This is a genomic window from Neisseria gonorrhoeae (assembly GCF_013030075.1).
Classification (GTDB): Bacteria; Pseudomonadota; Gammaproteobacteria; order Burkholderiales; family Neisseriaceae; genus Neisseria; species Neisseria gonorrhoeae.
The window spans coordinates 1,372,207-1,396,190 of record NZ_AP023069.1 but is presented as its reverse complement, the minus strand read 5'-3'; the positions used below and the strand labels follow the sequence as shown (position 1 = coordinate 1,396,190).

16 protein-coding genes, 1 tRNA gene and 5 pseudogenes are annotated in these 23,984 nt (G+C 50.1%); 17 read left to right on the top strand and 5 right to left on the bottom strand.

Annotation, left to right across the window (positions count from 1 at the left end):
* The first annotated feature begins 151 nt into the window (after positions 1 to 151).
* From speA to HT085_RS07265, 3 genes are all read left to right on the top strand, one after another.
* On the top strand, positions 152 to 2,044 hold the full coding sequence (gene speA, locus HT085_RS07275) for a biosynthetic arginine decarboxylase (protein WP_003689369.1): 1,893 nt from the start codon (positions 152 to 154) through the stop codon (positions 2,042 to 2,044).
* A gap of 98 nt (positions 2,045 to 2,142) precedes the next feature.
* Complete coding sequence (gene speB / locus HT085_RS07270; RefSeq protein WP_003689368.1) at positions 2,143 to 3,066, top strand: agmatinase; 924 nt, start codon at positions 2,143 to 2,145, stop codon at positions 3,064 to 3,066.
* Between the two features lie 197 nt (positions 3,067 to 3,263).
* Positions 3,264 to 4,730: a DASS family sodium-coupled anion symporter gene (locus HT085_RS07265; protein WP_003697406.1), complete on the top strand. Its 1,467-nt coding sequence runs from the start codon at positions 3,264 to 3,266 to the stop codon at positions 4,728 to 4,730.
* Between the two features lie 203 nt (positions 4,731 to 4,933).
* On the opposite strand, the gene HT085_RS07260 is transcribed toward HT085_RS07265, so the two are convergent.
* Complete coding sequence (locus HT085_RS07260) at positions 4,934 to 6,010, bottom strand: L,D-transpeptidase (RefSeq protein ID WP_003689364.1); 1,077 nt, start codon at positions 6,008 to 6,010, stop codon at positions 4,934 to 4,936.
* A 63-nt stretch (positions 6,011 to 6,073) separates the two neighbouring features.
* Here HT085_RS07260 and HT085_RS07255 point away from each other — a divergent pair, with 63 nt between their 5' ends.
* The 10 genes and pseudogenes from HT085_RS07255 to HT085_RS07210 all read left to right on the top strand — a co-directional run bounded on the left by HT085_RS07255 (position 6,074) and on the right by HT085_RS07210 (position 13,320).
* A complete protein-coding gene (locus HT085_RS07255) occupies positions 6,074 to 6,211 on the top strand; it encodes a hypothetical protein (protein ID WP_010358890.1) in 138 nt (45 codons plus the stop codon).
* A gap of 21 nt (positions 6,212 to 6,232) precedes the next feature.
* The gene (gene bioF, locus HT085_RS07250) at positions 6,233 to 7,375 is read left to right on the top strand and encodes an 8-amino-7-oxononanoate synthase (RefSeq protein ID WP_003689362.1); all 1,143 of its coding nucleotides are present in this window, start codon (positions 6,233 to 6,235) and stop codon (positions 7,373 to 7,375) included.
* 9 nt (positions 7,376 to 7,384) lie between these two features.
* On the top strand, positions 7,385 to 8,032 hold the full coding sequence (locus HT085_RS07245) for a pimeloyl-ACP methyl esterase BioG family protein (RefSeq protein ID WP_003689360.1): 648 nt from the start codon (positions 7,385 to 7,387) through the stop codon (positions 8,030 to 8,032).
* On the top strand, positions 8,020 to 8,802 hold the full coding sequence (gene bioC, locus HT085_RS07240) for a malonyl-ACP O-methyltransferase BioC (protein ID WP_003689357.1): 783 nt from the start codon (positions 8,020 to 8,022) through the stop codon (positions 8,800 to 8,802). The genes HT085_RS07245 and bioC overlap by 13 nt, the downstream gene beginning before the upstream one ends.
* 241 nt (positions 8,803 to 9,043) lie before the next feature.
* A pseudogene (locus HT085_RS07235) lies at positions 9,044 to 10,481 on the top strand (tetratricopeptide repeat protein).
* Positions 10,482 to 10,483: 2 nt separating this feature from the next.
* Positions 10,484 to 11,582: pseudogene (locus HT085_RS07230) on the top strand (response regulator).
* 11 nt (positions 11,583 to 11,593) lie between these two features.
* Positions 11,594 to 12,129 (top strand): annotated as a pseudogene (locus HT085_RS07225) (GTP-binding protein).
* Position 12,130: 1 nt separating this feature from the next.
* Positions 12,131 to 12,773, top strand: a pseudogene (locus HT085_RS07220) (peptidase M23).
* 20 nt (positions 12,774 to 12,793) lie between these two features.
* On the top strand, positions 12,794 to 13,153 hold the full coding sequence (locus HT085_RS07215; protein WP_002212575.1) for a roadblock/LC7 domain-containing protein: 360 nt from the start codon (positions 12,794 to 12,796) through the stop codon (positions 13,151 to 13,153).
* A gap of 91 nt (positions 13,154 to 13,244) precedes the next feature.
* Positions 13,245 to 13,320, top strand: a tRNA-Asn gene (locus tag HT085_RS07210).
* A gap of 497 nt (positions 13,321 to 13,817) precedes the next feature.
* Here HT085_RS07210 and crgA read toward each other — a convergent pair.
* Complete coding sequence (crgA, locus tag HT085_RS07205) at positions 13,818 to 14,729, bottom strand: LysR family transcriptional regulator CrgA (RefSeq protein ID WP_003689351.1); 912 nt, start codon at positions 14,727 to 14,729, stop codon at positions 13,818 to 13,820.
* A 238-nt stretch (positions 14,730 to 14,967) separates the two neighbouring features.
* Here crgA and HT085_RS07200 point away from each other — a divergent pair, with 238 nt between their 5' ends.
* Positions 14,968 to 15,546 (top strand): NAD(P)H-dependent oxidoreductase, encoded by a 579-nt coding sequence (locus HT085_RS07200; RefSeq protein ID WP_003693637.1) that lies wholly within the window; start codon positions 14,968 to 14,970, stop codon positions 15,544 to 15,546.
* A gap of 207 nt (positions 15,547 to 15,753) precedes the next feature.
* On the opposite strand, the gene pntB is transcribed toward HT085_RS07200, so the two are convergent.
* From pntB to HT085_RS07185, 3 genes are all read right to left on the bottom strand, one after another.
* On the bottom strand, positions 15,754 to 17,139 hold the full coding sequence (gene pntB, locus HT085_RS07195; protein ID WP_003689349.1) for a Re/Si-specific NAD(P)(+) transhydrogenase subunit beta: 1,386 nt from the start codon (positions 17,137 to 17,139) through the stop codon (positions 15,754 to 15,756).
* 79 nt (positions 17,140 to 17,218) lie between these two features.
* Positions 17,219 to 17,602, bottom strand: coding sequence for an MAPEG family protein (locus HT085_RS07190; RefSeq protein WP_003689346.1), 384 nt, complete (start codon positions 17,600 to 17,602; stop codon positions 17,219 to 17,221).
* 3 nt (positions 17,603 to 17,605) lie between these two features.
* A complete protein-coding gene (locus tag HT085_RS07185) occupies positions 17,606 to 19,144 on the bottom strand; it encodes a Re/Si-specific NAD(P)(+) transhydrogenase subunit alpha (protein ID WP_025455821.1) in 1,539 nt (512 codons plus the stop codon).
* A gap of 288 nt (positions 19,145 to 19,432) precedes the next feature.
* On the opposite strand from HT085_RS07185, the gene serB reads away from it, so the two are divergent.
* The 3 genes and pseudogenes from serB to purH all read left to right on the top strand — a co-directional run bounded on the left by serB (position 19,433) and on the right by purH (position 23,293).
* Positions 19,433 to 20,266 carry a phosphoserine phosphatase SerB gene (serB, locus tag HT085_RS07180; protein ID WP_003693646.1) on the top strand — a complete coding sequence of 278 codons (834 nt, stop codon included), beginning with the start codon at positions 19,433 to 19,435 and terminating at the stop codon, positions 20,264 to 20,266.
* A gap of 63 nt (positions 20,267 to 20,329) precedes the next feature.
* Positions 20,330 to 21,552: pseudogene (locus HT085_RS07170) on the top strand (chloride channel protein).
* A 160-nt stretch (positions 21,553 to 21,712) separates the two neighbouring features.
* Positions 21,713 to 23,293 (top strand): bifunctional phosphoribosylaminoimidazolecarboxamide formyltransferase/IMP cyclohydrolase, encoded by a 1,581-nt coding sequence (purH, locus tag HT085_RS07165; protein WP_003698822.1) that lies wholly within the window; start codon positions 21,713 to 21,715, stop codon positions 23,291 to 23,293.
* The last annotated feature ends 691 nt before the right edge of the window (positions 23,294 to 23,984 follow it).

The window sequence follows — 23,984 nt, the reverse complement described above, 5'->3', positions numbered from 1 at the left end:
GATGAACCAAAATGCCGTCTGAAGCGTTCAGACGGCATTTTGCCTGTTCCTCATCAGGTATGAGGCAGGCTTTTCTTATTAAAAAAATGACATTTCACGCTGATTTGTTATAATCATTCCTTTTCAACACGACAGACGGAGCAGGTTTATTATGCCTATCCTTACCATCCGTGAAGTGTGCAACATTAATCATTGGAGCATAGGTTATTATGATGTTGACGATTCCGGCGAAATCATCGTCCGCCCCAATCCCTCGCAACACAATCAAACTGTTTCACTGCAAAAACTGACTGAAGCCGTGCAACAAAAACATCAGGCGCGCCTGCCTGTTTTGTTTTGTTTTCCGCAAATCCTCGAACACCGCCTCCGCGACATTAACCGCGCCTTTCAGACGGCACGGGAAGAGTGCGGCTATAAGGGCGGTTATTGTTTGGTTTACCCTATCAAGGTCAACCAACACCGCCGCGTCATCGAGTCGCTTATGTCAAGCGGACAACCGCATGGTTTGGAAGCCGGTTCTAAAGCCGAACTGATGGCGGTTTTGGCACACGCCGGCACCCGGCAAACATTAATCGTCTGCAACGGCTATAAAGACCGTGAATATATCCGTTTCGCCTTGATGGGCGAAAAACTGGGGCATCAGGTTTATTTGGTGATTGAGAAGCTGTCCGAAATACAAATGGTATTGGAAGAGGCGGAAAAACTCGGCATCAAGCCCCGTTTGGGTGTGCGCGCCAGACTGGCTTCCCAAGGTTCGGGAAAATGGCAGTCTTCGGGTGGGGAAAAATCAAAATTCGGCTTGTCGGCTTCCCAAGTTTTGCAACTGGTCGATATTTTGAAACAAAAAAACAGGCTGGACTGCCTGCAGCTTTTGCATTTCCATTTGGGCTCGCAGCTTGGGAACATCCGTGATGTTGCCACAGGTGTACACGAATCGGCTCGGTTTTATGTTGAGTTGCACAAACTGGGGGTAAATATCCGCTGTTTTGATGTAGGTGGCGGGCTTGGCGTGGATTACGAAGGAAACCGCACACAATCGGATTGTTCCGTTAATTACAGCCTGAACGAATATGCCGCCACAGTCGTATGGGGCATCAGTCAGGCTTGTCTCGAACACGGGCTGCCGCATCCGACAATCATTACCGAGAGCGGGCGCGGCATTACCGCACATCACGCCGTTTTGGTTGCTAATGTTATAGGCGTTGAACGTTACAAACCGCGTCGGCTGGATGCGCCATCGCCCGAAGCACCGCGTGTGTTGCACAGTATGTGGGAAACTTGGACGGATATTTCCGCCTCGCGGGAAAAACGTTCCTTACGCAGCTGGATACACGAAGGGCAGTTTGATCTTGCCGATGTGCATAATCAGTATAATGTCGGGCTGTTGAGTTTGGCGCAACGTGCGTGGGCGGAGCAACTGTATTTAAATATCTGTCATGAAGTCGGCGAATTGTTTAATGAAAAACACCGGTCTCACCGAACCATTATTGACGAATTGCAAGAACGTTTTGCCGATAAGCTGTATGTCAATTTCTCACTCTTCCAATCTTTGCCCGATGCTTGGGGCATAGATCAACTTTTCCCTGTTTGTCCTATTACCGGTTTGAATGAACCGATTGCGCGCCGCGCCGTGTTGTTGGACATTACCTGCGATTCAGACGGTACGATTGACCACTACATCGACGGCGACGGCATCGCCGGTACGATGCCTATGCCTGATTATCCCGAAGAAGAGCCGCCGTTTTTAGGCTTTTTTATGGTGGGAGCATATCAGGAAATACTCGGCAATATGCACAATCTTTTCGGCGACACTGCCACTGCTGATGTTGTTGTAAGGGAAGACGGACAATTTACCGTCATCGATTACGATGAAGGAAACACCGTTGCCGATATGCTCGAATACGTTTATCAAGATCCGAAAGAGCTGATGAAACGCTATCGCGAACAAATCGAACATTCAGACCTTCCTGCCTCGCAGGCTATGTCTTTCTTAAAAGAACTCGAAGCGGGGCTTAATGGTTATACCTATTTGGAAGACGAATAGACGCATCAAGGTATCGGATATGTCGTCTGAAGCCCGATTTTCTTACTCAAACACCAATCATCACGACCGATTGAAACCAATTACAAGGAATCATTACGATGCAATACAGCACACTGGCAGGACAAACCGACAACTCCCTCGTTTCCAATAATTTCGGGTTTTTGCGCCTGCCGCTTAATTTTATGCCGTATGAAAGCCATGCCGATTGGGTTATTACCGGCGTGCCTTATGATATGGCGGTTTCAGGGCGTTCCGGCGCGCGTTTCGGTCCTGAAGCCATCCGGCGCGCCTCCGTCAACCTCGCTTGGGAGCACCGCAGGTTTCCGTGGACATTTGATGTGCGCGAACGCCTGAACATTATTGATTGCGGCGACTTGGTTTTTTCTTTTGGCGACAGCAGGGATTTTGTCGAAAAAATGGAAGCGCACGCCGGCAAATTACTTTCTTTCGGCAAACGCTGTTTGAGTTTGGGCGGCGACCATTTCATTACCCTCCCGTTGTTGCGCGCCCACGCCCGCTATTTCGGCAAACTCGCACTGATTCATTTTGACGCGCACACCGACACCTACGACAACGGCAGCGAATACGACCACGGCACGATGTTTTATACCGCCCCCAAGGAAGGCCTCATCGACCCGTCCCGTTCCGTACAAATCGGCATACGCACCGAACACAGTAAAAAATTGCCTTTTACTGTGTTGTCCGCCCCCAAAGTCAATGAAGACAGTGTTGAAGAGACCGTCCGTAAAATCAAAGAAACCGTCGGCAATATGCCCGTTTACCTGACTTTCGACATAGACTGTCTCGACCCGTCGTTCGCCCCCGGGACCGGTACGCCCGTATGCGGCGGCTTGAGCAGCGACAGGGCATTAAAAATCCTACGTGGGCTGACGGATCTCGACATCGTCGGTATGGATGTTGTAGAAGTTGCCCCCTCTTACGACCAATCCGACATTACCGCTTTGGCCGGCGCCACAATTGCCTTGGAAATGCTTTACCTTCAAGGTGCGAAAAAGGACTGAACGTCCGGCATCCCCCGGGTTTTCGCCGTGCCGTTCAAACGGCGTATTCAGTCTAATGAAAATTCAAATACTGAAACAAAAGTTGCCCGGAGCCGCATATCGGAAAGACGGTGAAATATCGTAATATAACTTATAAAACAATTAGTTAAATATTATTTTTCCGATTTTTCGGGACGGTCTTTTTTACGGAGGTCAATATGATGAAATTGGGTTTCAAACCGATACCCCTCGCCATTGCCGCAGTATTGTGCGCCCTGGTTTTGGCACTGCCCGTACCCGACGGGGTCAAGCCTCAGGCTTGGACGCTGCTGGCTATGTTTGTCGGTGTGATTGCCGCCATTATCGGCAAGGTTATGCCGTTGGGCGCGCTGTCGATTATTGCCGTCGGGTTGGTCGCAGTAACCGGCGTAACCGCCGACAAACCGGGCGCGGCGATGAGCGATGCGTTGAGTGCGTTCGCCAATCCGTTGATTTGGCTGATTGCCATCGCAGTTATGATTTCGCGCGGTTTGCTCAAAACAGGGCTGGGGATGCGTATCGGATATTTGTTTATCGCCGTTTTTGGAAGAAAAACGCTGGGCATCGGTTACAGTCTCGCTCTTTCCGAACTGCTGCTGGCTCCCGTTACCCCTTCCAATACCGCGCGCGGCGGCGGCATTATACATCCGATTATGCAGTCGATTGCCGGCAGTTACGGCTCCAATCCCGCAAAAGGCACAGAAGGCAAGATGGGTAAATATTTGGCTTTGGTCAATTATCATTCCAATCCCATTTCGTCGGCTATGTTTATTACTGCAACTGCCCCCAACCCTTTAATCGTCAACTTGATTGCCGAAAATTTAGGCAGTAGTTTCCGTCTTTCTTGGGGGGCGTGGGCGTGGGCAATGGCTGTTCCCGGCGTTATCGCCTTTTTCGTTATGCCTTTGATTTTATATTTTTTGTATCCGCCTGAAATTAAAGAAACGCCCAATGCTGTTCAATTTGCCAAAGACCGTCTGAGCGAGATGGGTAAAATGTCGGCAGACGAAATCATTATGGCGGTCATTTTCGGTATCTTGCTGCTGTTGTGGGCAGATGTTCCCGCCCTTATTACCGGCAATCACGCTTTTAGTATCAACGCCACCGCCACCGCATTTATCGGATTAAGCCTGCTTTTGCTTTCCGGTGTATTGACTTGGGACGATGTTTTGAAAGAAAAAAGCGCGTGGGATACGATTATTTGGTTTGGCGCATTGATTATGATGGCCGCATTTTTAAATAAACTCGGACTGATTAAATGGTTCTCCGGAGTGTTGGCGGAAAGTGTCGGCGGTTTGGGCGTTAGCGGCACGGCTGCGGGCGTAATCCTCGTGCTTGCTTATATGTATGCGCATTATATGTTTGCCAGTACTACTGCACATATTACCGCTATGTTCGGCGCATTTCTCGCTGCTGCCGTTTCACTGAATGCCCCGGCGATGCCGACCGCGCTGATGATGGCGGCCGCATCCAACATTATGATGACCCTCACTCATTATGCGACCGGTACTTCACCTGTGATTTTCGGCTCGGGCTACACCACAATGGGAGAATGGTGGAAGGCGGGTTTTGTCATGAGCGTAGTCAATTTTCTGATTTTTTCCGTTATCGGCAGCATTTGGTGGAAAGTTCTGGGATATTGGTAAAGGGAAAAATAAATTTCCAATCTGTGTTTATTTGATTGGGCGACTATTATCGTGAAATATGCCGTCTAAAGCCTTCAGACGGCATATTTGTGCGCTTGGATGTTGCAGAAAGCGGCAGGGCGGCGGTGTAGGAAAAGCCAAACAAAAACCAAACCGCCTGTCAACTTCTGATAAACATAAGTATTAAATAATCAGAAGGTTATTCAATTACCTAAACGCAAATTCCCCTGCCGTATCACATCTATTGAAAATAATACATCAACCGGCTCGGAAGCAGCCTGATCAGGTGATTCTACTTGCGGCGATGAATCGGCAGCCGGTTCGGTATAGGCAGTCGGCGTGCCGTCGGATTGGGTATTTAAATGCGCTTGTGCCTCGGGCGTGTGTACATCAGGCACTTCGGGCGTGCGTGTCTCGGATACTTCGGCAGAGTTGGTTTCCTCAGTTTGTTCAATGACTTCAGCTTGGCTGTATGAGGAAGAACCCTGTATCCACGCCAGCGATTTGAGCGGCATCTTCATCTTGCCGTTTTTGCCGCAGGTCAGACAGACGGCCGATCCGGTGCGGTCTTTGAGTACGGCATCGACTTTCTCGGGCGCGATGGTTTTGCCCTGTGTTTTTGCCCATTGCCCGATGCTTTTTTTCAGGGAGGCGGTGTCAAGGTTGTTCTTACCGTAAGGGTCGCGGAAGGCGGCAAGCCACAGGTTGCGATCCGCATCTTCATTGAGGCCCGCCATTTGATAGATGACGGAGGCGGGCGAGCCGGTGGCGATGGTTTTGGCAAACTCGAGCGCGTCGGGCGATTTCATGCGGACGCAGCCGTGACTCCGGATGCCCGGGACGCTGGCCGGTGCATTGGTTCCGTGTATGCCCAAACCGAGTTTCGGGTCTCCTAAGCGGACAAAAACCGGCCCCAAAGGGTTGTCCGGGCCGGCGGCTATGGTTTTTACGCCGTCGCCGCGTTCTTTCTGTATGGATTTTGGGATGTGCCAAACAGGGTTATAGGCTTTCGCCCCGATTTTATGTTCGCCTAGATTGGTTTGTGTCATCGCCCGACCTACTGCAACGGGATAAACCTTGGTCAGTTTGCCGTCGGTGTAGAGGAACAGGCGTTGCTGAGGGATGTTAATGAAGACATGTTGACCTTGTGCGACGGGGGAGACATCGGGAATGACGGTGTTTGCGTATGAAAAACCGCTTATCAATAGTGCGGCAGTGCGGCAGATTGTTTTATTCATATCAAAATATGGTGTGTGTCCGATAGGTTTTCGGCAAATCATACCTGAAACCGTACCAATTTGTGCGAAAATATGCGCTTCGGTACAGTGCGGACGGATTGGGTAATGGCAACGGAAACAAATATCGCGGAAATTTCCGCCTTGGATTATGAAGGCAGGGGTGTGGCAAAGGTCGGCGGCAAAACGATTTTCATTAAAGGGGCATTACTTGATTGTTTGATGCTGGGTTGCTTCAGGCTTTAACTCAGGAATATTTACATCATAATGAAAGTTTTTAGACAACAGCTTGAACAACTCGGCGCGCAAAATCAATATCGTTCGATTCCGGATTTGATTCATCAAGGGCGGTATATTACGCGGGAAAACCGCAAAATGCTGAATATGTCGTCTAATGATTATTTGGGGTTGGCATCAGATGAAAACTTACGCCGGTCTTTTTTGCAGCAATACGGCGGTAATTTTCCCTCTTTTACCAGTTCTTCATCACGTTTATTAACGGGCAACTTTCCTATTTATACCGATTTGGAAGAGCTTGTCGCACAACGTTTCCAACGGGAAAGCGCGTTATTGTTCAACAGCGGCTATCACGCCAATCTCGGTATTTTGCCTGCTTTGACGACGACGAAAAGTTTGATTTTGGCAGATAAATTCGTTCACGCCAGTATGATTGACGGCATCCGTTTGAGCCGGTGTGCGTTTTTCCGTTATCGTCATAATGATTATGAACATTTGAAAAATCTGCTTGAAAAAAACGTCGGAAAATTTGACCGCACTTTTATCGTTACCGAATCTGTTTTCAGTATGGACGGCGATGTGGCGGATTTGAAACAGCTTGTCCAATTAAAAAAACAGTTTCCCAATACTTATCTTTATGTGGATGAAGCCCACGCAATCGGTGTTTATGGGCAAAACGGATTGGGGATTGCCGAACGGGATAATCTGATTGCCGAGATTGATTTATTGGTCGGCACTTTCGGTAAAGCCTTAGCCTCGGTGGGGGCGTATGCCGTCTGCAACCAAGTATTGAAAGAATGTTTGATTAATCAAATGCGCCCATTGATTTTTTCAACCGCATTGCCGCCGTTTAATGTGGCTTGGACTTATTTTATTTTTGAACGATTGCCGCAATTCTCAAAAGAAAGAAGTCATCTTGAGCAGTTAAGCGCATTTTTACGGCGGGAAGTGGCGCATCGGACGCAAATAATGCCGAGCGAAACCTGTATCGTCCCCTATATTTTAGGCGGGAATGAAGCCACCCTTGCCAAAGCGGAATATCTGCAAGGTCAGGGTTATTATTGCCTGCCCATCAGACCGCCGACAGTACCAAAAAACACATCCAGAATCCGCCTGTCTTTAACTGCCGATATGACAACGGATGAAGTTCGGCAGTTTGCGGCGTGCCTGTAAGGATATGATATGAAAACAAAATTTTACAATCATCAAGGCGAACATTTAATCCTGTATTTTGCAGGTTGGGGAATGCCGCCCGATGCTGTAAATCATTTGATTTTGCCGGAAAATCACGATTTATTGATTTGCTATGATTATCAAGATTTAAATTTGGATTTTGATTTTTCCGCCTATCGGCACATCCGTTTGGTGGCGTGGTCAATGGGCGTTTGGGCGGCAGAGAGGGCATTGCAAGGAATAAGATTAAAATCCGCAACGGCAGTGAATGGCACAGGTTTGCCTTGCGATGATAATTTCGGTATCCCTTGCGCCGTTTTTAAAGGCACATTGGAGAATCTCACAGAAAATACTCGTTCAAAGTTTGAACGTAGAATCTGTGGCGATAAAGCATCTTTTGAAGATTACCAACAATTTCCCGCCCGTCCGTTTGACGAAATTCATCAAGAACTTACCGCACTTTTTGCGATGATCGGGCAAGATAGGCGTACAGATCTTATCCGCTGGACAAACGCCTTGTTCGGATCGGGCGATAAAATTTTTATTCCTGCCAATCAGCACCGATATTGGACACCGCGTTGCACCGTTCAAGAAACAGACGGCGGGCATTACCTGTTTTCAAGATTTACCCATTGGTCGGCACTATGGAATCACTGACTGCCATAAATAAACCGCGCATTCGGCAGGCTTTCCAAAAAGCATTAAGCGATTATGACAGGCACGCCTTAATCCAACAAAAAATGACGATTAATCTAATCGCGCATTTGCAAGATTATTTGCCGGATATGCCATTGGAAAACGTGTTGGAATTGGGCTGCGGCTCAGGAATGTTGAGTGCCTTGCTGCAAAAACAGATTTCAGCGAATTATTGGTTATTTAATGATTTGTGCGATGTACGAAGCCGACTGGCTGAAAAATTGCCTCAATCCTTTGATTTTTATTGCGGCGATGCGGAAAACTTTCCTTTTCAACGACAATTTGACTTAATCGCAAGCGCATCTGCCGTGCAATGGTTTCACCAACCCGACGCTTTTATCGCCCATTGCAAAACAGGCTTGAAAACAAACGGATTATTGGCGGTTGCGACCTTTGGCAAAGACAATTTAAAAGAAGTCCGCCAAATCACAAATATAGGCTTAAATTACCCGACTTTATCCCAATGGCAGGCTTGGTTAGCCAAAGATTTTGAGCTTTTATGGTGTGAGGATTTTAAGGTAATACTAGACTTTGATACGCCGTTAGATGTACTCAAACACCTTAAATATACAGGCGTTACCGCCACGAACCAAAAAAATTGGACAAGAAAAAATCTCAATGGATTTATTGGCGATTACTTGTCGGCGTTCGGTATGCCGTCGGGCAAAGTGCGCCTGACTTATCATCCGTTATTTTTTATCGCGCGCCACTCTGCGGCGGGCAGGCAATAAGGCAGCTTATGGGCAAAGTTATTTTTATATCGGGTATTGATACTGATGTGGGTAAAAGGTAATATGGCGAGCCTTATGCAGAAGGCATATTGTCAAACGTTAAATTATGGTATGATTTAAAATTTACAAGTCTATTTCAGTAAATCGTTAATAATAAAAGCGGACAATTTAATAATAAAAGCGGATAATTGGCCGTTGCAGGCGGTCAGCTATCCGCTCGTTACGGTATCGGGGGTTTCCTTTGGAAAACTCATTAATTATCGGTCTGGCACTGGCGGTATTGCTGATGCTTTTGGTTATGCGTGCGAAGCAGGGTAAGAAAACACCGAAGCGCAAATCCCAAGGTGTCGGCAATACGCAGGGGCAGCCGCCCGGAAGCAATGATTCGGACTGGGTCGATCAGACTTGGTCAATCGGTTTCAGACGGCACGCAACTCGACTGGTCTTGGAACGAAAGTGCCGAGACCGCATCCGCCGCCGTATCCGCGCAAGAAGTCGATCCGCTTACGGAGTATCAGGTTTATAAGCAATTCGGTTATCAGGGCAAGGCTGCCGAATCTTTGGCTGCCTATCTGGACGGCATTCCGGATGGTGAAGCGAAACCTGAGAACCTTATCCGCGAGCTGATCGATATCAATCTCGAAGTGGGGGATGTCGATGTTTTGGCAGACAATCTGCAAAAATACGGCAGACTGATTCCTTTCGAACTTTTGGCAAAATATATCGAACAGGCATTACAGCGAGATTCAAACCATTTGCGTATCCGCGTCTTGGCGGAAGAAGGTTTGGGATAGGGCACTCAGGAGATTGAAAAACGTGCGGAAGGCGGTTCTGCGACGGCAGCTTCCGCATCGCCCCCGCCGGATGTCGGCGGTAAGGCTTATGGAGCCGAAGAAATCAAGCGCATCCCGATTGTGCGGGGCAAAAAAGACGTGTCCGGAATCAGCCAAGAGAAAATCGGTGCGATTGCCGGCCTGGTCCGCGCCGATCAAGGTGCGAAAATCCTTAAAGACAAAGTCAGCTACGAAACGGCATCGAAACAATACGACCGTGCCATCCAAACTTCCGAAAAACCTGCAAACCTGATTATCGATGCGTTGAAACTCGATTACCAACACGCGGATATAGACCGTTTTGCCGGACATTTGTGGAAACTTTACCAAACGTTGGGCAACTACGGCAGGCAGGTTAAAGAGCGGATGCTGGGTTAGGGGTACAGCCTGGGTTACCATGAAGTTTTCGATGATTTGGAAAAGGGGGCGAACGATCGGCAAATCAAAGACATCGGTATGAGGCACGGGTATCTGCCGAAAAATATACAGAAATTCAAAGCGCAACATCGGGATTTGGTGCTTCAAGATTCTTCGTTGATCAACACTGGTTCGTCTCCGGCAGACGATGCGGTTAAAGAAGTAGAGTCGTTGCTGATGTATGGTCAGATTGAAGCGGCAATGGATGTGTTGGAGCAGGCGGTATTGAAATATCCCGACGAATCCCAGCTTTATATTACGTTGATCGATATTTATGAACGTACTGAAGATTGGGATAGGTTGGGGCAGTTTTTAAGGGTATTGAGGGAACGTGCGGACAGGCTTCCTGAAGAGGTCGTTATGCTGATGAGCCGGCTGCTGCAGCGTATGAATCAAAATATTAAAAAAATAAAACGGTACGGAAAATAAAAATGGAAGTTCAACTGCCGAAAATTAAAACAGTACGCGTAATGTTGGCGGGGATGACGGCGCAGCAGGAATCCGTTTTCAAAATGGCATTCAAAATGCACAATACCACCCGTTATGAAACAGTATCCCCTTCAGACGGCAGTGCCGTGCCCGATTTGGTTTTGGCGGATACCGATGCCGAGGGCGGTTTTGAACTTTGGAAAGAGCTTGCCGGGCGTTATAAGGCTATACCCGTCGCCGTCTGTTCGGAGAAAGTTCCCGATTCTGAAGTTCCCTACCTGCCCAAACCGATTCGGTTTGAAACATTGTTTCCTATGCTCCGCAAGTTATTGCAGGGCGAGAATGTTTATGGGAAATCGTTTATTGCACCCGCAGACCGGTCGGCGAAAAACAACGGGAATGTGCAGCGTACGGTTACGATACGCCAGTTTAACCCGAATAAAGGATTATTGGGGGCGTTGCGGTTTGCGGAAAAGAACAGGCAGGACATCGCTATCTTGCATGGAAATAAGCCGGTCCTTAATTGTTTTCCCCTCGATACAACGGGTTTTGCTGACAGAAAGTGTGTAAAAACTCGAAGAATTGTGCAAAGACGAAAATTTGCAGGTCAGTTGCAAGACTGTTCCCGATAACTCGCAATGGCGCGAAAAGGCTAAAGTAGGCATTATGTCCTGTATGTGGCAGTTTTCCATTTGGACGGCGCAGGACAGGTTGATTTATCCGATTTTTCCCGATACTCCGTTTACGTTGAAATCTTGGCCAAACCTGACCCGGTAGGCAAATGTGCCGGGGTCGATACGCTTGTCGGCATTTTTGACCAAGGCATCCGTCAACCTTAACGTGTTGTATAAAGTGATGCCTTTAAACCTCAATGATATTCTGAATTATCTTGCGGCAACCTATACAACCGGGTTTTTGTCGGTAGATTTGAAAACGGTTTCACAACAGGCATACTCCGATATGGCGGATAAAATAAATATCGGGGCCGATTCTGCTTCTGATAGTGAAATGATGAAAAAAGCGGAAAAAATCACGACACCATCCCAATCCCAGTCGCGCGGCCTTCTGCAAAGACTGATGAAAAAACTGTTGGGCAGCTAAGAGGCGGAGAGATGAGAGAAAATAAAATTATTTTCACAGGACCTGTCGGCGTAGGGAAAACCACTGCCATTGCGGCTATTTCGGACGAAGCACTCGTCCAGACCGATGCTTCCGCATCCGACATGACTTTGGATAGGAAAAGGAATACGACAGTGGCGATGGACTACGGGCCATCAGCTTGGATGAGGATACCAAAGTCCATTTATATAGTACGCCCGGTCAGGAACGGTTCAACTTTATGTGGGAAATCTTAAGCCAAGGCAGTATGGGTTTGGTATTGCTTTTAGATAATGCCCGAACCAACCCGTTGAAAGATTTGGAATTCTTTTTACATTCGTTTCGAGGGCTGCTGGAGAAGGCATCCGTCGTTGTCGGTATTACCAAGATGGATATACGCTCTCAGCCCGGTATCGACGTGTATCACAAATATCTTGCAAAACATAATCTTAATGTTCCGGTTTTTGAAATTGATGCCCGTAAGGAAGATGACGTAAAACAATTGGTTAGCGCAATGTTATTTTCTATTGATCCGGGACTGGAGGTTTAATATGGAATCAACACTTTCACTACAAGCGAATTTATATCCCTGCCTGACTCCTGCCGGTGCATTTTATGCCGTATCCAGCGATGCCCCCAGTGCCGGTAAAACTTTGTTGCGCAGCCTGTTGAAAGCGGATGCGGACGAAGTGGTCAGCAGTGAGAAGCTGCTCGCGGGCGGACACCGCCGACATCGATACCGCTTTGAACCTGTTGTACCGTTTGCAAAAACTCGAATTCCTCTATGGCGATGAAAACGGTCATTCAGACGGCATCAATTTGTCGGACGAGCAATTGCCGTTGCTGATGGAACAATTGTCCGGCAGCGGTAAGGCATTATTGGTCGATCGGAACGGTCTGTATCTTGCCAACGCCAATTTCCATCATGAGTCGGCGGAAGAGTTGGGGTTGTTGGCGGCAGAAGTCGCACAGATGGAAAAGAAATACCGGCTGCTGATTAGGAACAACCTGTATATCAACAATAACGCTTGGGGCGTTTGCGATCCTTCCGGTCAGAGCGAATTGACATTTTTCCCATTGTATATCGGTTCAACCAAATTTATTTTGGTTATCGCCGGCATTCCCGATTTGAGCAAAGAGGCATTTGTTACTTTGGTAAGGATTTTATACCGCCGTTACAGCAACCGCGTGTAAAACTTGGGACAGGAGGGATTATGCAGCAATTATTGATTTCAATCCTTGAAGATTTAAATAATACATCTACGGATATTATCGCGTCTGCCGTTATCTCAACCGACGGATTGCCGATGGCGACAATGCTTCCTTCACATTTGAATTCGGACAGGGTAGGGGCGATTTCTGCCACTTTGCTTGCTTTGGGGAGTCGCTCGGTGCAGGAACTCGCCTGCGGGGAATTGGAACAAGTGATGATTAAAGGAAAATCAGGCTATATCCTTTTAAGTCAGGCGGGTAAAGATGCCGTGTTGGTGCTGGTGGCAAAAGAAACCGGCAGACTTGGTTTAATCCTATTGGATGCCAAACGTGCGGCAAGGCATATTGCGGAAGCCATATAACATATAAAGATTGCGGGCTTGCAGATAAGTGCAATCGATTGTCAATTTATATTGACACGTTCGGTATTTCTGTTTTATTATTCGCGTTTACTCCCCGATAGCTCAGTCGGTAGAGTGACGGACTGTTAATCCGCAGGTCCCTGGTTCGAGCCCAGGTCGGGGAGCCAAATTCCAAAACCCTCTAAGTATTTTCTTAGAGGGTTTTGTTTTACCGGCGGTCAGAAACGCATTTTTGAGATGATTGTTTTGAGATGGAATAAAATCTTTGCAAAATTCCTTTCGTGATGGTTATGAAAAATAAATTTCTAAAGATTTAATTGGTTATTTTTATAATTTTGAAATTTATCGGTTTTGTAAAGGTCTCGGGATAAGCAATTTCGGTCTTCGGCGCGTCTTTTACGCCAAACCCATAAGAATTTTGAGGGTAATCTTCATCGTTTTGCCTGAATTGCCGACGCAAAGCGATTTATCGGCGGTTGTGTTTGAGCGTTTGATTGCAGCTTGCCCAATCTCAAATATTTCTAAATACCAATTGAAATTCAATATTTTATAAAAACACTGATTTGGAACGAACAGATTTATAAAAATTCCGTGTATCCTTGAGTAAGGGAGTTGATTGAAAAGACTTGTTTGATTGATGATGAAGAATAAGTTAATTAATGTCTTATTTGGTATTCGTTCTATTCATATTTTTTCCCAGTTCCTTCACTAAAAAATCCAAAAATACGCGTAAGCGGAGGTTGACGGCTTTATCGCTGTAATAAACAGCATTAAAGGGGTGTGTTTTATTGGAGGTTTGTTCGGCGAATAGGGGAATTAACTTTCCTTCAGTGATGTCGTTGTCAACCAAAAAATCTGATAAGCAAGCAATACCGCAACTTGAAAGGCACAACGAGCGTAAGATTTCACCGCTGCTGGCGGTAAAGTGCGGTGAAATTTTATAGGGATTTCCCTGCGCATCTAAAACCGCCCATGTATTTAGAGAACCGGGTTCTGTGAAGCCTAAACATTGATGGTTGGCAAGATCTTCTGCAGATTGTGGCGTGCCGTGTTTTGCTAAATATTCAGGACTGGCGACTACGCGGAAGTGGCTGTCAAACAGATGGCGTGCACGCAGCCCGGAATCGTCCAATTCTCCGGCCCGTAAGGCAATATCGACTTTGCGTTCAATCAGATTGATATAGCCTTCGGAAGAAACGAGCGAAAGTCGGATATGCGGATAGCGTTCGTTGAATTTTGCTGCCAGCGGCGCCAGCAGATGCAGCACCATCGGCATCGCGGAATCCACGCGCAACACGCCTTGCGGTACTTCGTGCACTGCCAGCATTTCGGTTTCCGCCGCTGCCATTTCTTGCAGGATTCTCTGCGCGCGGCGGAAATATTGCGCGCCTTCTTCCGTCAGATTGAGTTGCCGCGTGGTGCGGTTGAGCAGGTTCACGCCCAACTTTTCCTCCAGCCGTTTGACGATGCGGCTTACGGCAGAATTTGCCATCTCCAACTGCTCCGCCGCACGGCTGAAGCTGCCGCTTTCCACCACTTGAACAAATACGGTCAGTTCTTCTGAATTGGTTTTCATCGTGTTTCCTTTTCGGTTGGAACCCCACCCTTTAGGGCGGCAGGATCAGACTTTATTTGGGAAGGGCGTAACCCCTTCCCAATCAGGACGGCACATAGGGAGACGATTTATGTGTCATCCCGTGTGTTGAAACATCTGATTATTCCATTTGACGCAAAAGTGTTTTCTTATTTTTGCACTTTTAAATCATAAAGTAAAACGGTACAATACATTCATCAATTCACAAACGAGGTAACAAATGAATATTTTATTATTAGACGGCGGCAAAGCGTTCGGACATTCTCACGGCGGGTTAAACCACACGCTTCACAAAAAAGCGAAAGAAGTTTTGACCGCGCTCGGACACAATGTTCAAGAAACCGTGATTGATGCCGGCTATGATGTTGAGGCGGAAATCGAAAAATTCGTTTGGATGGATGCTGTGATTTGGCAGATGCCGGGCTGGTGGATGCACGAGCCTTGGACAGTGAAAAAATATATGGACGAAGTCTTTACCGGCGGACACGGCAAACTCTACCAAAGCGACGGCAGACACCGCGTCAATCCGACTGAGGGCTACGGCACAGGCGGCTTGTTGCAAGGCAAAAAACATATGCTTTCACTGACTTGGAATGCGCCGATTGAAGCCTTTACCCGCGAAGGCGATTTCTTTGAAGGCAAAGGCGTTGATGTTTTGTATATGCACTTCCACAAAGCCAACGAGTTCATCGGCTTGAGCCGCCTGCCGACATTCTTATGTAACGATGTGGTTAAAAATCCGCAAGTGGAAAAATACTTGGCAGATTATCAGGCACACTTGGAAAAAGTGTTCGGCTAATTAAAAATCCATCTTCAACACGGAGATGGATTTTGTTTGTTTCGTTGATTTTGTGTCAGTTTCAGATGTGGGTGCTTATCCGGACGGGTCGTCTGAAAATGTTTGCCCCAATGCAAAAAAATCACTGCAAACCTTCACAAACGGGGCTGGTAGTGATTTTTTCAAATCAAACAGATTGAAAACCTGCGCCGAATTGTTCAGACGGCATTATTTTTTCAATTCCGCCAAAATCCCGTCAACGGTTTTCTTCGCGTCGCCGAAACACATCACGCTGTTTTCGTTGAAGAACAGCGGGTTTTGTACGCCTGCGTAGCCGGTGTTCATCGAGCGTTTGAATACGACGACTTCTTTTGCCTTCCATACTTCTAAAACCGGCATACCTGCAATCGGGCTGTTCGGATCGGTTTGGGCGGCAGGGTTGACGGTATCGTTCGCACCAATCACCAAGACCACATCGGTTTCGGGGAAGTCGTCGTTGATTTCGTCCATTTCCAAAACAATGTCGTAGGGGACTTTGGCTTCGGCGAGCAGTACATTCATATGACCGGGCAGGCGGCCGGCGACGGGGTGGATGCCGAAGCGTACTTCGATGCCGTTTTTACGCAAAAGCTCGGTAATTTCGGCAACGGGGTATTGTGCCTGCGCCACTGCCATGCCGTAGCCCGGGGTGATAATGACGCTGCTTGCGCCTTTCAGCATTTCGGCAACATCGGCAGCTTTGACTTCTCGGTATTCCTCTATCTCTTGGCTGCCGGAAGACGATATGCCGCTGTCGCTGCCGAAACCGCCGGCAATCACGGAAACAAACGACCGATTCATGGCTTTGCACATAATGTAGGACAGAATTGCGCCGCTTGAGCCGACCAGCGCGCCGGTAACGATGAGCAGGTCGTTGGAGAGCATAAAGCCTGCCGCTGCGGCCGCCCAGCCGGAGTAGGAGTTGAGCATAGATACGACCACGGGCATATCCGCGCCGCCGATGGAGGCAACCAAGTGCCAGCCGAATGCGAGGGCGATCAGGGTCATAATCAGAAGGATGAAGCCGCTGCCGTCAATGCCGACAAATACGAGCAGCAACACAAACGATACGGCGAGCGCCAGTGCGTTGAGCTTGTGTTTGGCGGGCAGTTGCAGCGGGCTGCTGCTGATTTTGCCGTTGAGTTTGCCGAATGCGGCCAGTGAGCCGGTAAAGGTTACCGCGCCGATGAAAATGCCCAAATAGACTTCGACCAGATGGATGGTGTGCATATCGTGCGAAACGTTGCCCGGCTCGATGTAGCTGTTGAAGCCGACCAAAACGGCTGCCAAGCCGACGAAGCTGTGCAGAAGTGCAATCAGTTCGGGCATTTCGGTCATTTCTACTTTTTTGGCTTTGTGGATGCCGATTGCCGCGCCGATGAGCATGGCGATGATAATCCAGCCCAGTCCGTGGGTATTGTCGGAAAAGACCGTTACGAAGAGGGCGACCGCCATACCGGCGATACCGGAATAGCAGCCCCGTTTGGCGGTTTCCTGTTTGGACAGCCCCGCCAGTGAGAAGATGAATAAAATTGCGGCAACGATATACGCCGCTGTTACGAGTCCTGAAGACATGGAAATTCTCCGATTTTCGATGATTTGTTTTCAATGCCGTCTGAAAAATTGACGTTCGTGTTTTCAGACGGCATCTGTTTCAAGCAGCCGCGACAAACAGTCCGACGGTGCAGGCAAATCCGCCCGCCCACATCAGCGAGCGCAATGCTGCTTTGTCTGCGATGTAGCACCAGATAAAGGCGAGGCGGAACAGGATGAACAATCCGGCAAGCGTGTTGACGGTTGCTTGTCCGGCATTGCCGGTTGCGTGTGCCGTCAAAACGGCGGCGGCAAACGGTGCAAAGGCTTCAAAACCGTTTTGCTGCGCGGCGTGGGCACGGGCGGCTGCGCCTTGCGTATGTGCCAGAAAACCGCGAGGATTGTGGTTGTCTTTAAACCGGAATCCGCCTGCTTTTTTGGCATACGCCGCACAAAAAAGCGGCAATAGGCAGGCAATCAGAATGCACCAATAGGCGAAAGTCATGGCTTACCCTTTCTTAAACATATTCAGCATACGCCGTGTAACCGCAAAGCCGCCGAAGATATTGATGCCGGCAATCAGGATGGCAACAAACGACAGCAGCGAAACGAAGCCGTTGCCCTGACCGATTTGCAGCAGCGCGCCGACGACGATGATGCCGGAGATGGCGTTGGTTACCGACATCAGCGGTGTGTGCAGCGAGTGGCTGACGTTCCAAACGACATGGTAGCCGATGACGCAGGCGAGGACGAAGACGATAAAGTGGTTCAAGAATGCTGCGGGTGCGACCGCGCCGACCCACAGCACCAATACGGCGGCGATGGCGGCGGGCGCGAGTTTTTTCCACAGGGGAACAGGTTTCGGCTCGGGCTTGGCGGCAGGCGCGGCTTTTTCAGACGGCGTTTGCTGCGGCCGGGCGGAAACCTGAATCGGCGGAGGCGGGAAGGTGATTTCGCCGTCGCGGGTAACGGTCATATTGCGGATAATCACGTCTTCGAAGTCCAGCGTGATTTCGCCGTCTTTGTTCGGGCTTAACAGCTTGGTCAGGTTCACCAAGTTGGTGGCGTAAAGCTGGGAAGACTGTCCGGCAAGGCGGTTTGCCATGTCGGTGTAGCCGATGATTTTCACGCCGTTGCCGGTTACGGACAATTCGCCCGGTCGGGTGAGTTCGCAGTTGCCGCCCGTCGCCGCCAAATCGACGATGACGGATCCGGATTTCATGCTTTCCACCATTTCTTTGGTAATCAGCTTGGGAGCGGGTTTGCCCGGAATGGCGGCGGTGGTGATGATGATGTCCACTTCTTTCGCCTGTTCGGCAAAGAGCTTCATTTCGGCGGCGATAAATTCGTCGCTCATCACTTTGGCGCAGCCGTCTCCGCTGCCGCCCGATTCTTGCAGGAAGTCGAGTTTCAGGAACTTACCGCCCATCGATTCGATTTGTTCCGCCACTTCCAAGCGGGTATCGAACGCGCGCACCACTGCGCCGAGCGAATTTGCCGTACCGATTGCCGCCAAACCCGCCACACCTGCACCAATCACCAAAACCTGCGCAGGCGGCACTTTGCCGGCGGCAGTGATTTGACCGGTGAAGAAACGGCCGAAGGCGTTGGCGGCTTCAATCACGGCGCGGTAGCCGCTGATGTTTGCCATTGAAGACAAAGCGTCCAAGGCCTGAGCGCGGGAAATGCGGGGAACCATGTCCATCGCCAGCGCGTTGACTTTCTTGGCGCGCAAGGCCTCGACCAAAGCCTCGTTTTGGCGCGGCCACAGGAAGCTGACGATGGTTTGACCTTCTTTGAGCAGCGGCAGCTCGCCTTCGGACGGCGCGTTGACCTTATAAATTAAAGGGCAGGCCCAAACCGCCGCTTTGTCGGCAACGGTTGCGCCTGCTGTTTGGTAAGCGGCATCGTCCAAACTTGCCGCCAAACCTGCACCGCTTTCGACAACGGTTTCAAAGCCTAGTTTGCCCAGCAGGGCAACGGTGGCGGGCGTGCAGGCGACGCGGGTTTCGCCGGATAATGACTCGCGTGGGATACCGATTTTCATCTCTGAATCCTTTTTCGGGTTGTTCATATGTATCGTGGGTTAAATTTAAATCGGTGCAGGGCGGAGCAACGCCGTACCGGTTTAAAACCGATTCACTTCAAATGTTAATATATTTTAGATAATCCCCTTATAACGAATTTTCATCAGGCTGGCAATAGTTGCGCATTTTCCCGTGTTGTCCGACACATACTGCCGTTTGCGTTTGAAGTCGTTTTCCGATTGCAGGCACGCCCGCCGTAACATTCTTTGCCGTTTCACTATATAATCCGCATTTTTTGAGCCGCCGTTATGCCGCAAGCCCTCGTCCTCCAATTTCCCTCCGCCGAAGCCCTGCCTTCCGACTTCCCCTCACGCCTGCCCGAACCTGATTATGCTGATGAAAAGCGTATGCGTTTTATTGTTGAAGAAGGATTTTCTTTAAGCGAAAAAGACGCGGCGTTACTGGACAGCCGTCAAATCGACCACGCCGTTTTGCCCAATATGGCGTTTGGCGAACTCGGGCTGATTGTCAGCGATATGGATTCGACGCTGATTACCATCGAATGTATCGATGAAATTGCGGCAGGTGTGGGTTTGAAAGGCAAAGTAGCGGAAATTACCGAGCGCGCCATGCGCGGAGAGTTGGATTTCGGACAGTCTTTACGCAGCCGCGTTGCGTTGTTGGCGGGATTGGACGAACAGATTTTGGCGGACATTTATGAAAACGTTTTGAAGCTCTCGCCCGGTGCGGAATTTTTGTTGGACGAATGCAAAAGGCACAATGTGAAATTCCTGCTGGTGTCCGGCGGGTTCACGTTTTTTACCGAAAGGCTGCAACAACGGCTCGGCTTCGAATACCAACACGCCAATATTTTGGAAATTGAAAACGGCAGGTTGACCGGCCGTCTGAAAGGCAGAATCATCGACGCGCAGGCAAAGGCGGATTTATTGCGCGAATACCGCAGCCGCCTCGGATTGCAGCCGCATCAGGTGTTGGCGATGGGCGACGGTGCGAACGATATTCCGATACTCAAAGAAGCGGGCATAGGCGTGGCTTACCGCGCCAAACCGAAAGCGCGGGCCGCCGCCGATGCCTGTATCAACTTCGGCGGTTTGGAGCGTGTACGCGGCCTGTTCGGATAGGCGGATAGGAAACGGATGCCGTCTGAAAGGTTTTCAGACGGCATTTGAACGGCAGGAACGACAGTGGGACGCAGAAAACTTTGGTTTGCCCTGGCGGCAGCAGGCGTTATCGGCGGTTTGGTCGGCATTGTGCTGACGGAACTGATGCACTTCATACGGATACGGCATACGGTTATGACGCGGACGGTGCGTACATCTCGTTCCGCGAAGGTGTGGCACAGGCTTTCGGTATGCGGCGCGTTGCCATGCTGACGCTGTGCGGCGCGATCGCAGGCGGCGGCTGGTGGCTGCTCAAACGTTTCGGCAAGCCGCAAATCGAAATCAAAGCCGCCTTGAAGCAGCCGTTGCAGGGGCTGCCGTTTCTGACGACGGTTTTCCATGTTCTGCTGCAAATCATAACGGTCGGACTCGGTTCGCCGCTCGGACGCGAAGTCGCCCCGCGTGAAATGACTGCCGCGTTTGCTTTTGCCGGCGGCAGGCGGTTGGGTTTGGACGAAGGCGAAATGCGCCTCTTGATTGCCTGTGCGTCCGGAGCGGGTTTGGCGGCGGTGTATAACGTGCCGCTCGCCTCCACGCTGTTTATCCTCGAAGCGATGTTGGGCGTGTGGACGCAGCAGGCGGTTGCCGCCGCATTGCTGACTTCCGTCATCGCCACCGCCGTCGCGCGCATCGGCTTAGGCGACGTGCAGCAGTATCATCCCGCCAACCTTGCCGTAAATACTTCATTGCTTTGGTTTTCCGCCGTCATCGGCCCGATACTTGGCGCAACCGCCGTCTTTTTCCGGCGCACCGCCCAAAAATTCCCCTTCATCAAGCGCGACAATATCAAAATCATTCCCTTGGCCGTCTGTATGTTTGTACTCATCGGTGTGATTGCCGTTTGGTTTCCCGAAATTTTGGGCAACGGCAAAGCAGGCAACCAACTGACTTTTGGCGGTTTGACCGGCTGGCAATACAGCCTTGAGTTGACCGCTGTCAAATGGGCGGTCGTTTTGATGGCGCTGGCGGCAGGCGCATACGGCGGACTGATTACGCCGTCTATGATGCTCGGCAGCACCATTTCTTTTGCAGCCGCCGCCGCGTGGAACAGCGTCTTCCCCGAAATGCCGTCTGAAAGCGCGGCAGTCGTCGGAGCGGCGGTGTTTCTCGGCGTATCGCTCAAAATGCCGCTGACCGCCATTGTGTTCGTATTGGAACTGACCTACGCGCCGCTGTCCCTGCTGCTGCCTTTGTGCATCGGCATGGCGGGGGCATTGGGAACATCGGGAAAAATGGGCTTCAAATGAATGCCGACAAATGCCGTCTGAAAGGTTTCCAGACGGCATTTCTTTGTAAATTGTCAACAATATCTGCAAAAACCTACTGCCAAAAAACTGAAAATAGCGGATAATACCGCCCCGAAAAAGATCCCCTTTCACCATCCAACCGTCAGAAAAGGAAGCCCCAATGTCCGTCATCAAACGCGCCCTGATCAGCCTGTCCGACAAGGCAGGCGCGGTTGAATTTGCCCAAAACCTGCACAAGCTCGGTGTCGAAATCCTCTCCACCGGCGGCACGGCGAAACTGCTTGCCGGTGCGGGCGTTCCCGTGATTGAAGTCGCCGACTACACCGGTTTTCCCGAAATGCTCGACGGCCGCGTGAAAACCCTGCATCCGAAAATCCACGGCGGTATTTTGGGTCGGCGCGATTTGGACGAACACGTCGCCAAGATGGAAGAGCACGGCATCGGCAACATCGACCTTGTGTGCGTCAACCTCTACCCCTTCGCCGCCACCATCGCCAAGCCCGGCTGCACACTGGAAGACGCAATTGAAAACATCGACATCGGCGGCCCGACCATGGTGCGTTCCGCCGCGAAAAACTGGAAACACGTCGCCATCGTTACCGATACCGCCGACTTCCCCGCCATTGCCGCCGAACTCGAAGCCAACAACGGCGCGTTGAGCGACAAAACCCGTTTCAACCTCTCACGCAAAGCATTCAGCCACACCGCCCAATACGACGGCATGATTTCCAACTACCTGACCTCCCTTTCAGACGACGTTTTGAGCGGCCAGCCCCAAATCGGCGAATTCCCAAGCCGGTTCAACCAAAGCTGGATTAAAGTGCAAGACATGCGCTACGGCGAAAACCCGCATCAGCGCGCCGCGTTTTACCGCGATATTGACCCCGCCGCAGGCAGCCTTTCCGCCTACAATCAACTGCAAGGCAAAGAATTGTCTTACAACAACATCGCCGATGCCGATGCCGCTTGGGAAGCCGTCAAATCCTTTGACGCGCCCGCCTGCGTGATCGTGAAACACGCCAATCCGTGCGGCGTAGCCGTTGCAGCCGATACCTTGACCGCCTACAAACTCGCCTACGCCACCGACACCACCAGCGCGTTCGGCGGCATCATCGCCTTCAACCGCGAAGTCGACGGCGAAACCGTCAAACAGATTACCGACAACCAATTTATGGAAGTCCTCATGGCGCCGAAGTTTACCGCCGAAGCCCTTGAAATCGCCGCCGCCAAGAAAAACGTGCGCGTATTGGAAGTGCCGCTCAAAGCAGGTGCCAACCGCTTTGAACTCAAACGCGTCGGCGGCGGACTGTTGGTACAAACGCCCGACATCAACCGCATCAACCGCGCCGATTTGAAAGTCGTCTCCAAACGCCAACCGACCGAGCAGGAATGGAACGATTTGCTGTTTGTCTGGAACGTCGCAAAATACGTCAAATCCAACGCCATCGTCTTCGGCAAAGGCGGCCAAACCTACGGTATCGGCGCAGGCCAAATGAGCCGCGTGGACAGCACCCGCATCGCCGCCCGCAAAGCGCAAGATGCCGGTCTCGACCTCAACGGCGCATGTGCCGCTTCCGATGCCTTCTTCCCATTCCGCGACGGCGTGGACGTGATTGCCGAACAGGGCATCAAAGCCATCATCCATCCGGCAGGCTCGATGCGCGATCAGGAAGTTTTCGACGCGGCGGACGAACACGGCATCGCCATGGCGGTAACCGGCATCCGCCACTTCCGCCATTAAGGCAGACGAACAAGGCAATGCCGTCTGAAGGGTTTTCAGACGGCATTTTTGCGCTATTTACCGTAATCCTGAAATCCCGTCATTCCCACGCAGGCAGGAATCTAGATGAGAATCCATCCTGTCAGAAATACCCGAATCGTCAGGAATACCCGTGTCATCATTCCCGATACACCGTAATCCTGAAACCCGTCATTCCCGCGCAGACAGAAATCCGGATTTGTCCGCGCGGAAACTTATGCGCCGCCATTCCCGCGAAGGCGGGAATCCGGACCGTTCGGTTTCGGTTATTTCCGATAAATTCCTGCTGCTTTTCATTCCTAGATTCCCACTTTCGCGGGAATGACGAAGGAGTGGGAATCCGGTTTTTGAGTTCCGGCCATTTCCGACAAATTGCTTTGGCATTGGATATTTCCTATTTTAATCCACTATAGTGGATTAACTTTAAACCAGTACGGCGTTGCCTCGCCTTAGCTCAAAGAGAACGATTCCCTAAGGTGCTGAAGCACCAAGTGAATCGGTTCCGTACTATTTGTACTGTCTGCGGCTTCGTCGCCTTGTCCTGATTTTTGTTAATCCGCCATATCCGATCGCCGCACCGGAATTTTAAAAAATAAATACATTCTTTAACAAAAAAAATCATATCCCGGCAAAACAAATCTGATAAAATGCTTGGCGTTTATTAACAATCCTT

What these genes read in the sequence shown, in the direction of transcription:
- purH (WP_003698822.1), top strand. Translation starts at nt 21,713, where the DNA reads ATGTCCGTCATCAAACGCGCCCTGATCAGCCTGTCCGACAAGGCAGGC.
- bioF (WP_003689362.1), top strand. Translation starts at nt 6,233, where the DNA reads ATGAAAGTTTTTAGACAACAGCTTGAACAACTCGGCGCGCAAAATCAA.
- HT085_RS07185 (WP_025455821.1), bottom strand. Translation starts at nt 19,144, where the DNA reads ATGAAAATCGGTATCCCACGCGAGTCATTATCCGGCGAAACCCGCGTC.
- crgA (WP_003689351.1), bottom strand. Translation starts at nt 14,729, where the DNA reads ATGAAAACCAATTCAGAAGAACTGACCGTATTTGTTCAAGTGGTGGAA.
- bioC (WP_003689357.1), top strand. Translation starts at nt 8,020, where the DNA reads ATGGAATCACTGACTGCCATAAATAAACCGCGCATTCGGCAGGCTTTC.
- HT085_RS07190 (WP_003689346.1), bottom strand. Translation starts at nt 17,602, where the DNA reads ATGACTTTCGCCTATTGGTGCATTCTGATTGCCTGCCTATTGCCGCTT.
- HT085_RS07265 (WP_003697406.1), top strand. Translation starts at nt 3,264, where the DNA reads ATGATGAAATTGGGTTTCAAACCGATACCCCTCGCCATTGCCGCAGTA.
- pntB (WP_003689349.1), bottom strand. Translation starts at nt 17,139, where the DNA reads ATGTCTTCAGGACTCGTAACAGCGGCGTATATCGTTGCCGCAATTTTA.
- HT085_RS07255 (WP_010358890.1), top strand. Translation starts at nt 6,074, where the DNA reads ATGGCAACGGAAACAAATATCGCGGAAATTTCCGCCTTGGATTATGAA.
- HT085_RS07200 (WP_003693637.1), top strand. Translation starts at nt 14,968, where the DNA reads ATGAATATTTTATTATTAGACGGCGGCAAAGCGTTCGGACATTCTCAC.
- speA (WP_003689369.1), top strand. Translation starts at nt 152, where the DNA reads ATGCCTATCCTTACCATCCGTGAAGTGTGCAACATTAATCATTGGAGC.
- HT085_RS07245 (WP_003689360.1), top strand. Translation starts at nt 7,385, where the DNA reads ATGAAAACAAAATTTTACAATCATCAAGGCGAACATTTAATCCTGTAT.
- serB (WP_003693646.1), top strand. Translation starts at nt 19,433, where the DNA reads ATGCCGCAAGCCCTCGTCCTCCAATTTCCCTCCGCCGAAGCCCTGCCT.
- HT085_RS07215 (WP_002212575.1), top strand. Translation starts at nt 12,794, where the DNA reads ATGCAGCAATTATTGATTTCAATCCTTGAAGATTTAAATAATACATCT.
- HT085_RS07260 (WP_003689364.1), bottom strand. Translation starts at nt 6,010, where the DNA reads ATGATTTGCCGAAAACCTATCGGACACACACCATATTTTGATATGAAT.
- speB (WP_003689368.1), top strand. Translation starts at nt 2,143, where the DNA reads ATGCAATACAGCACACTGGCAGGACAAACCGACAACTCCCTCGTTTCC.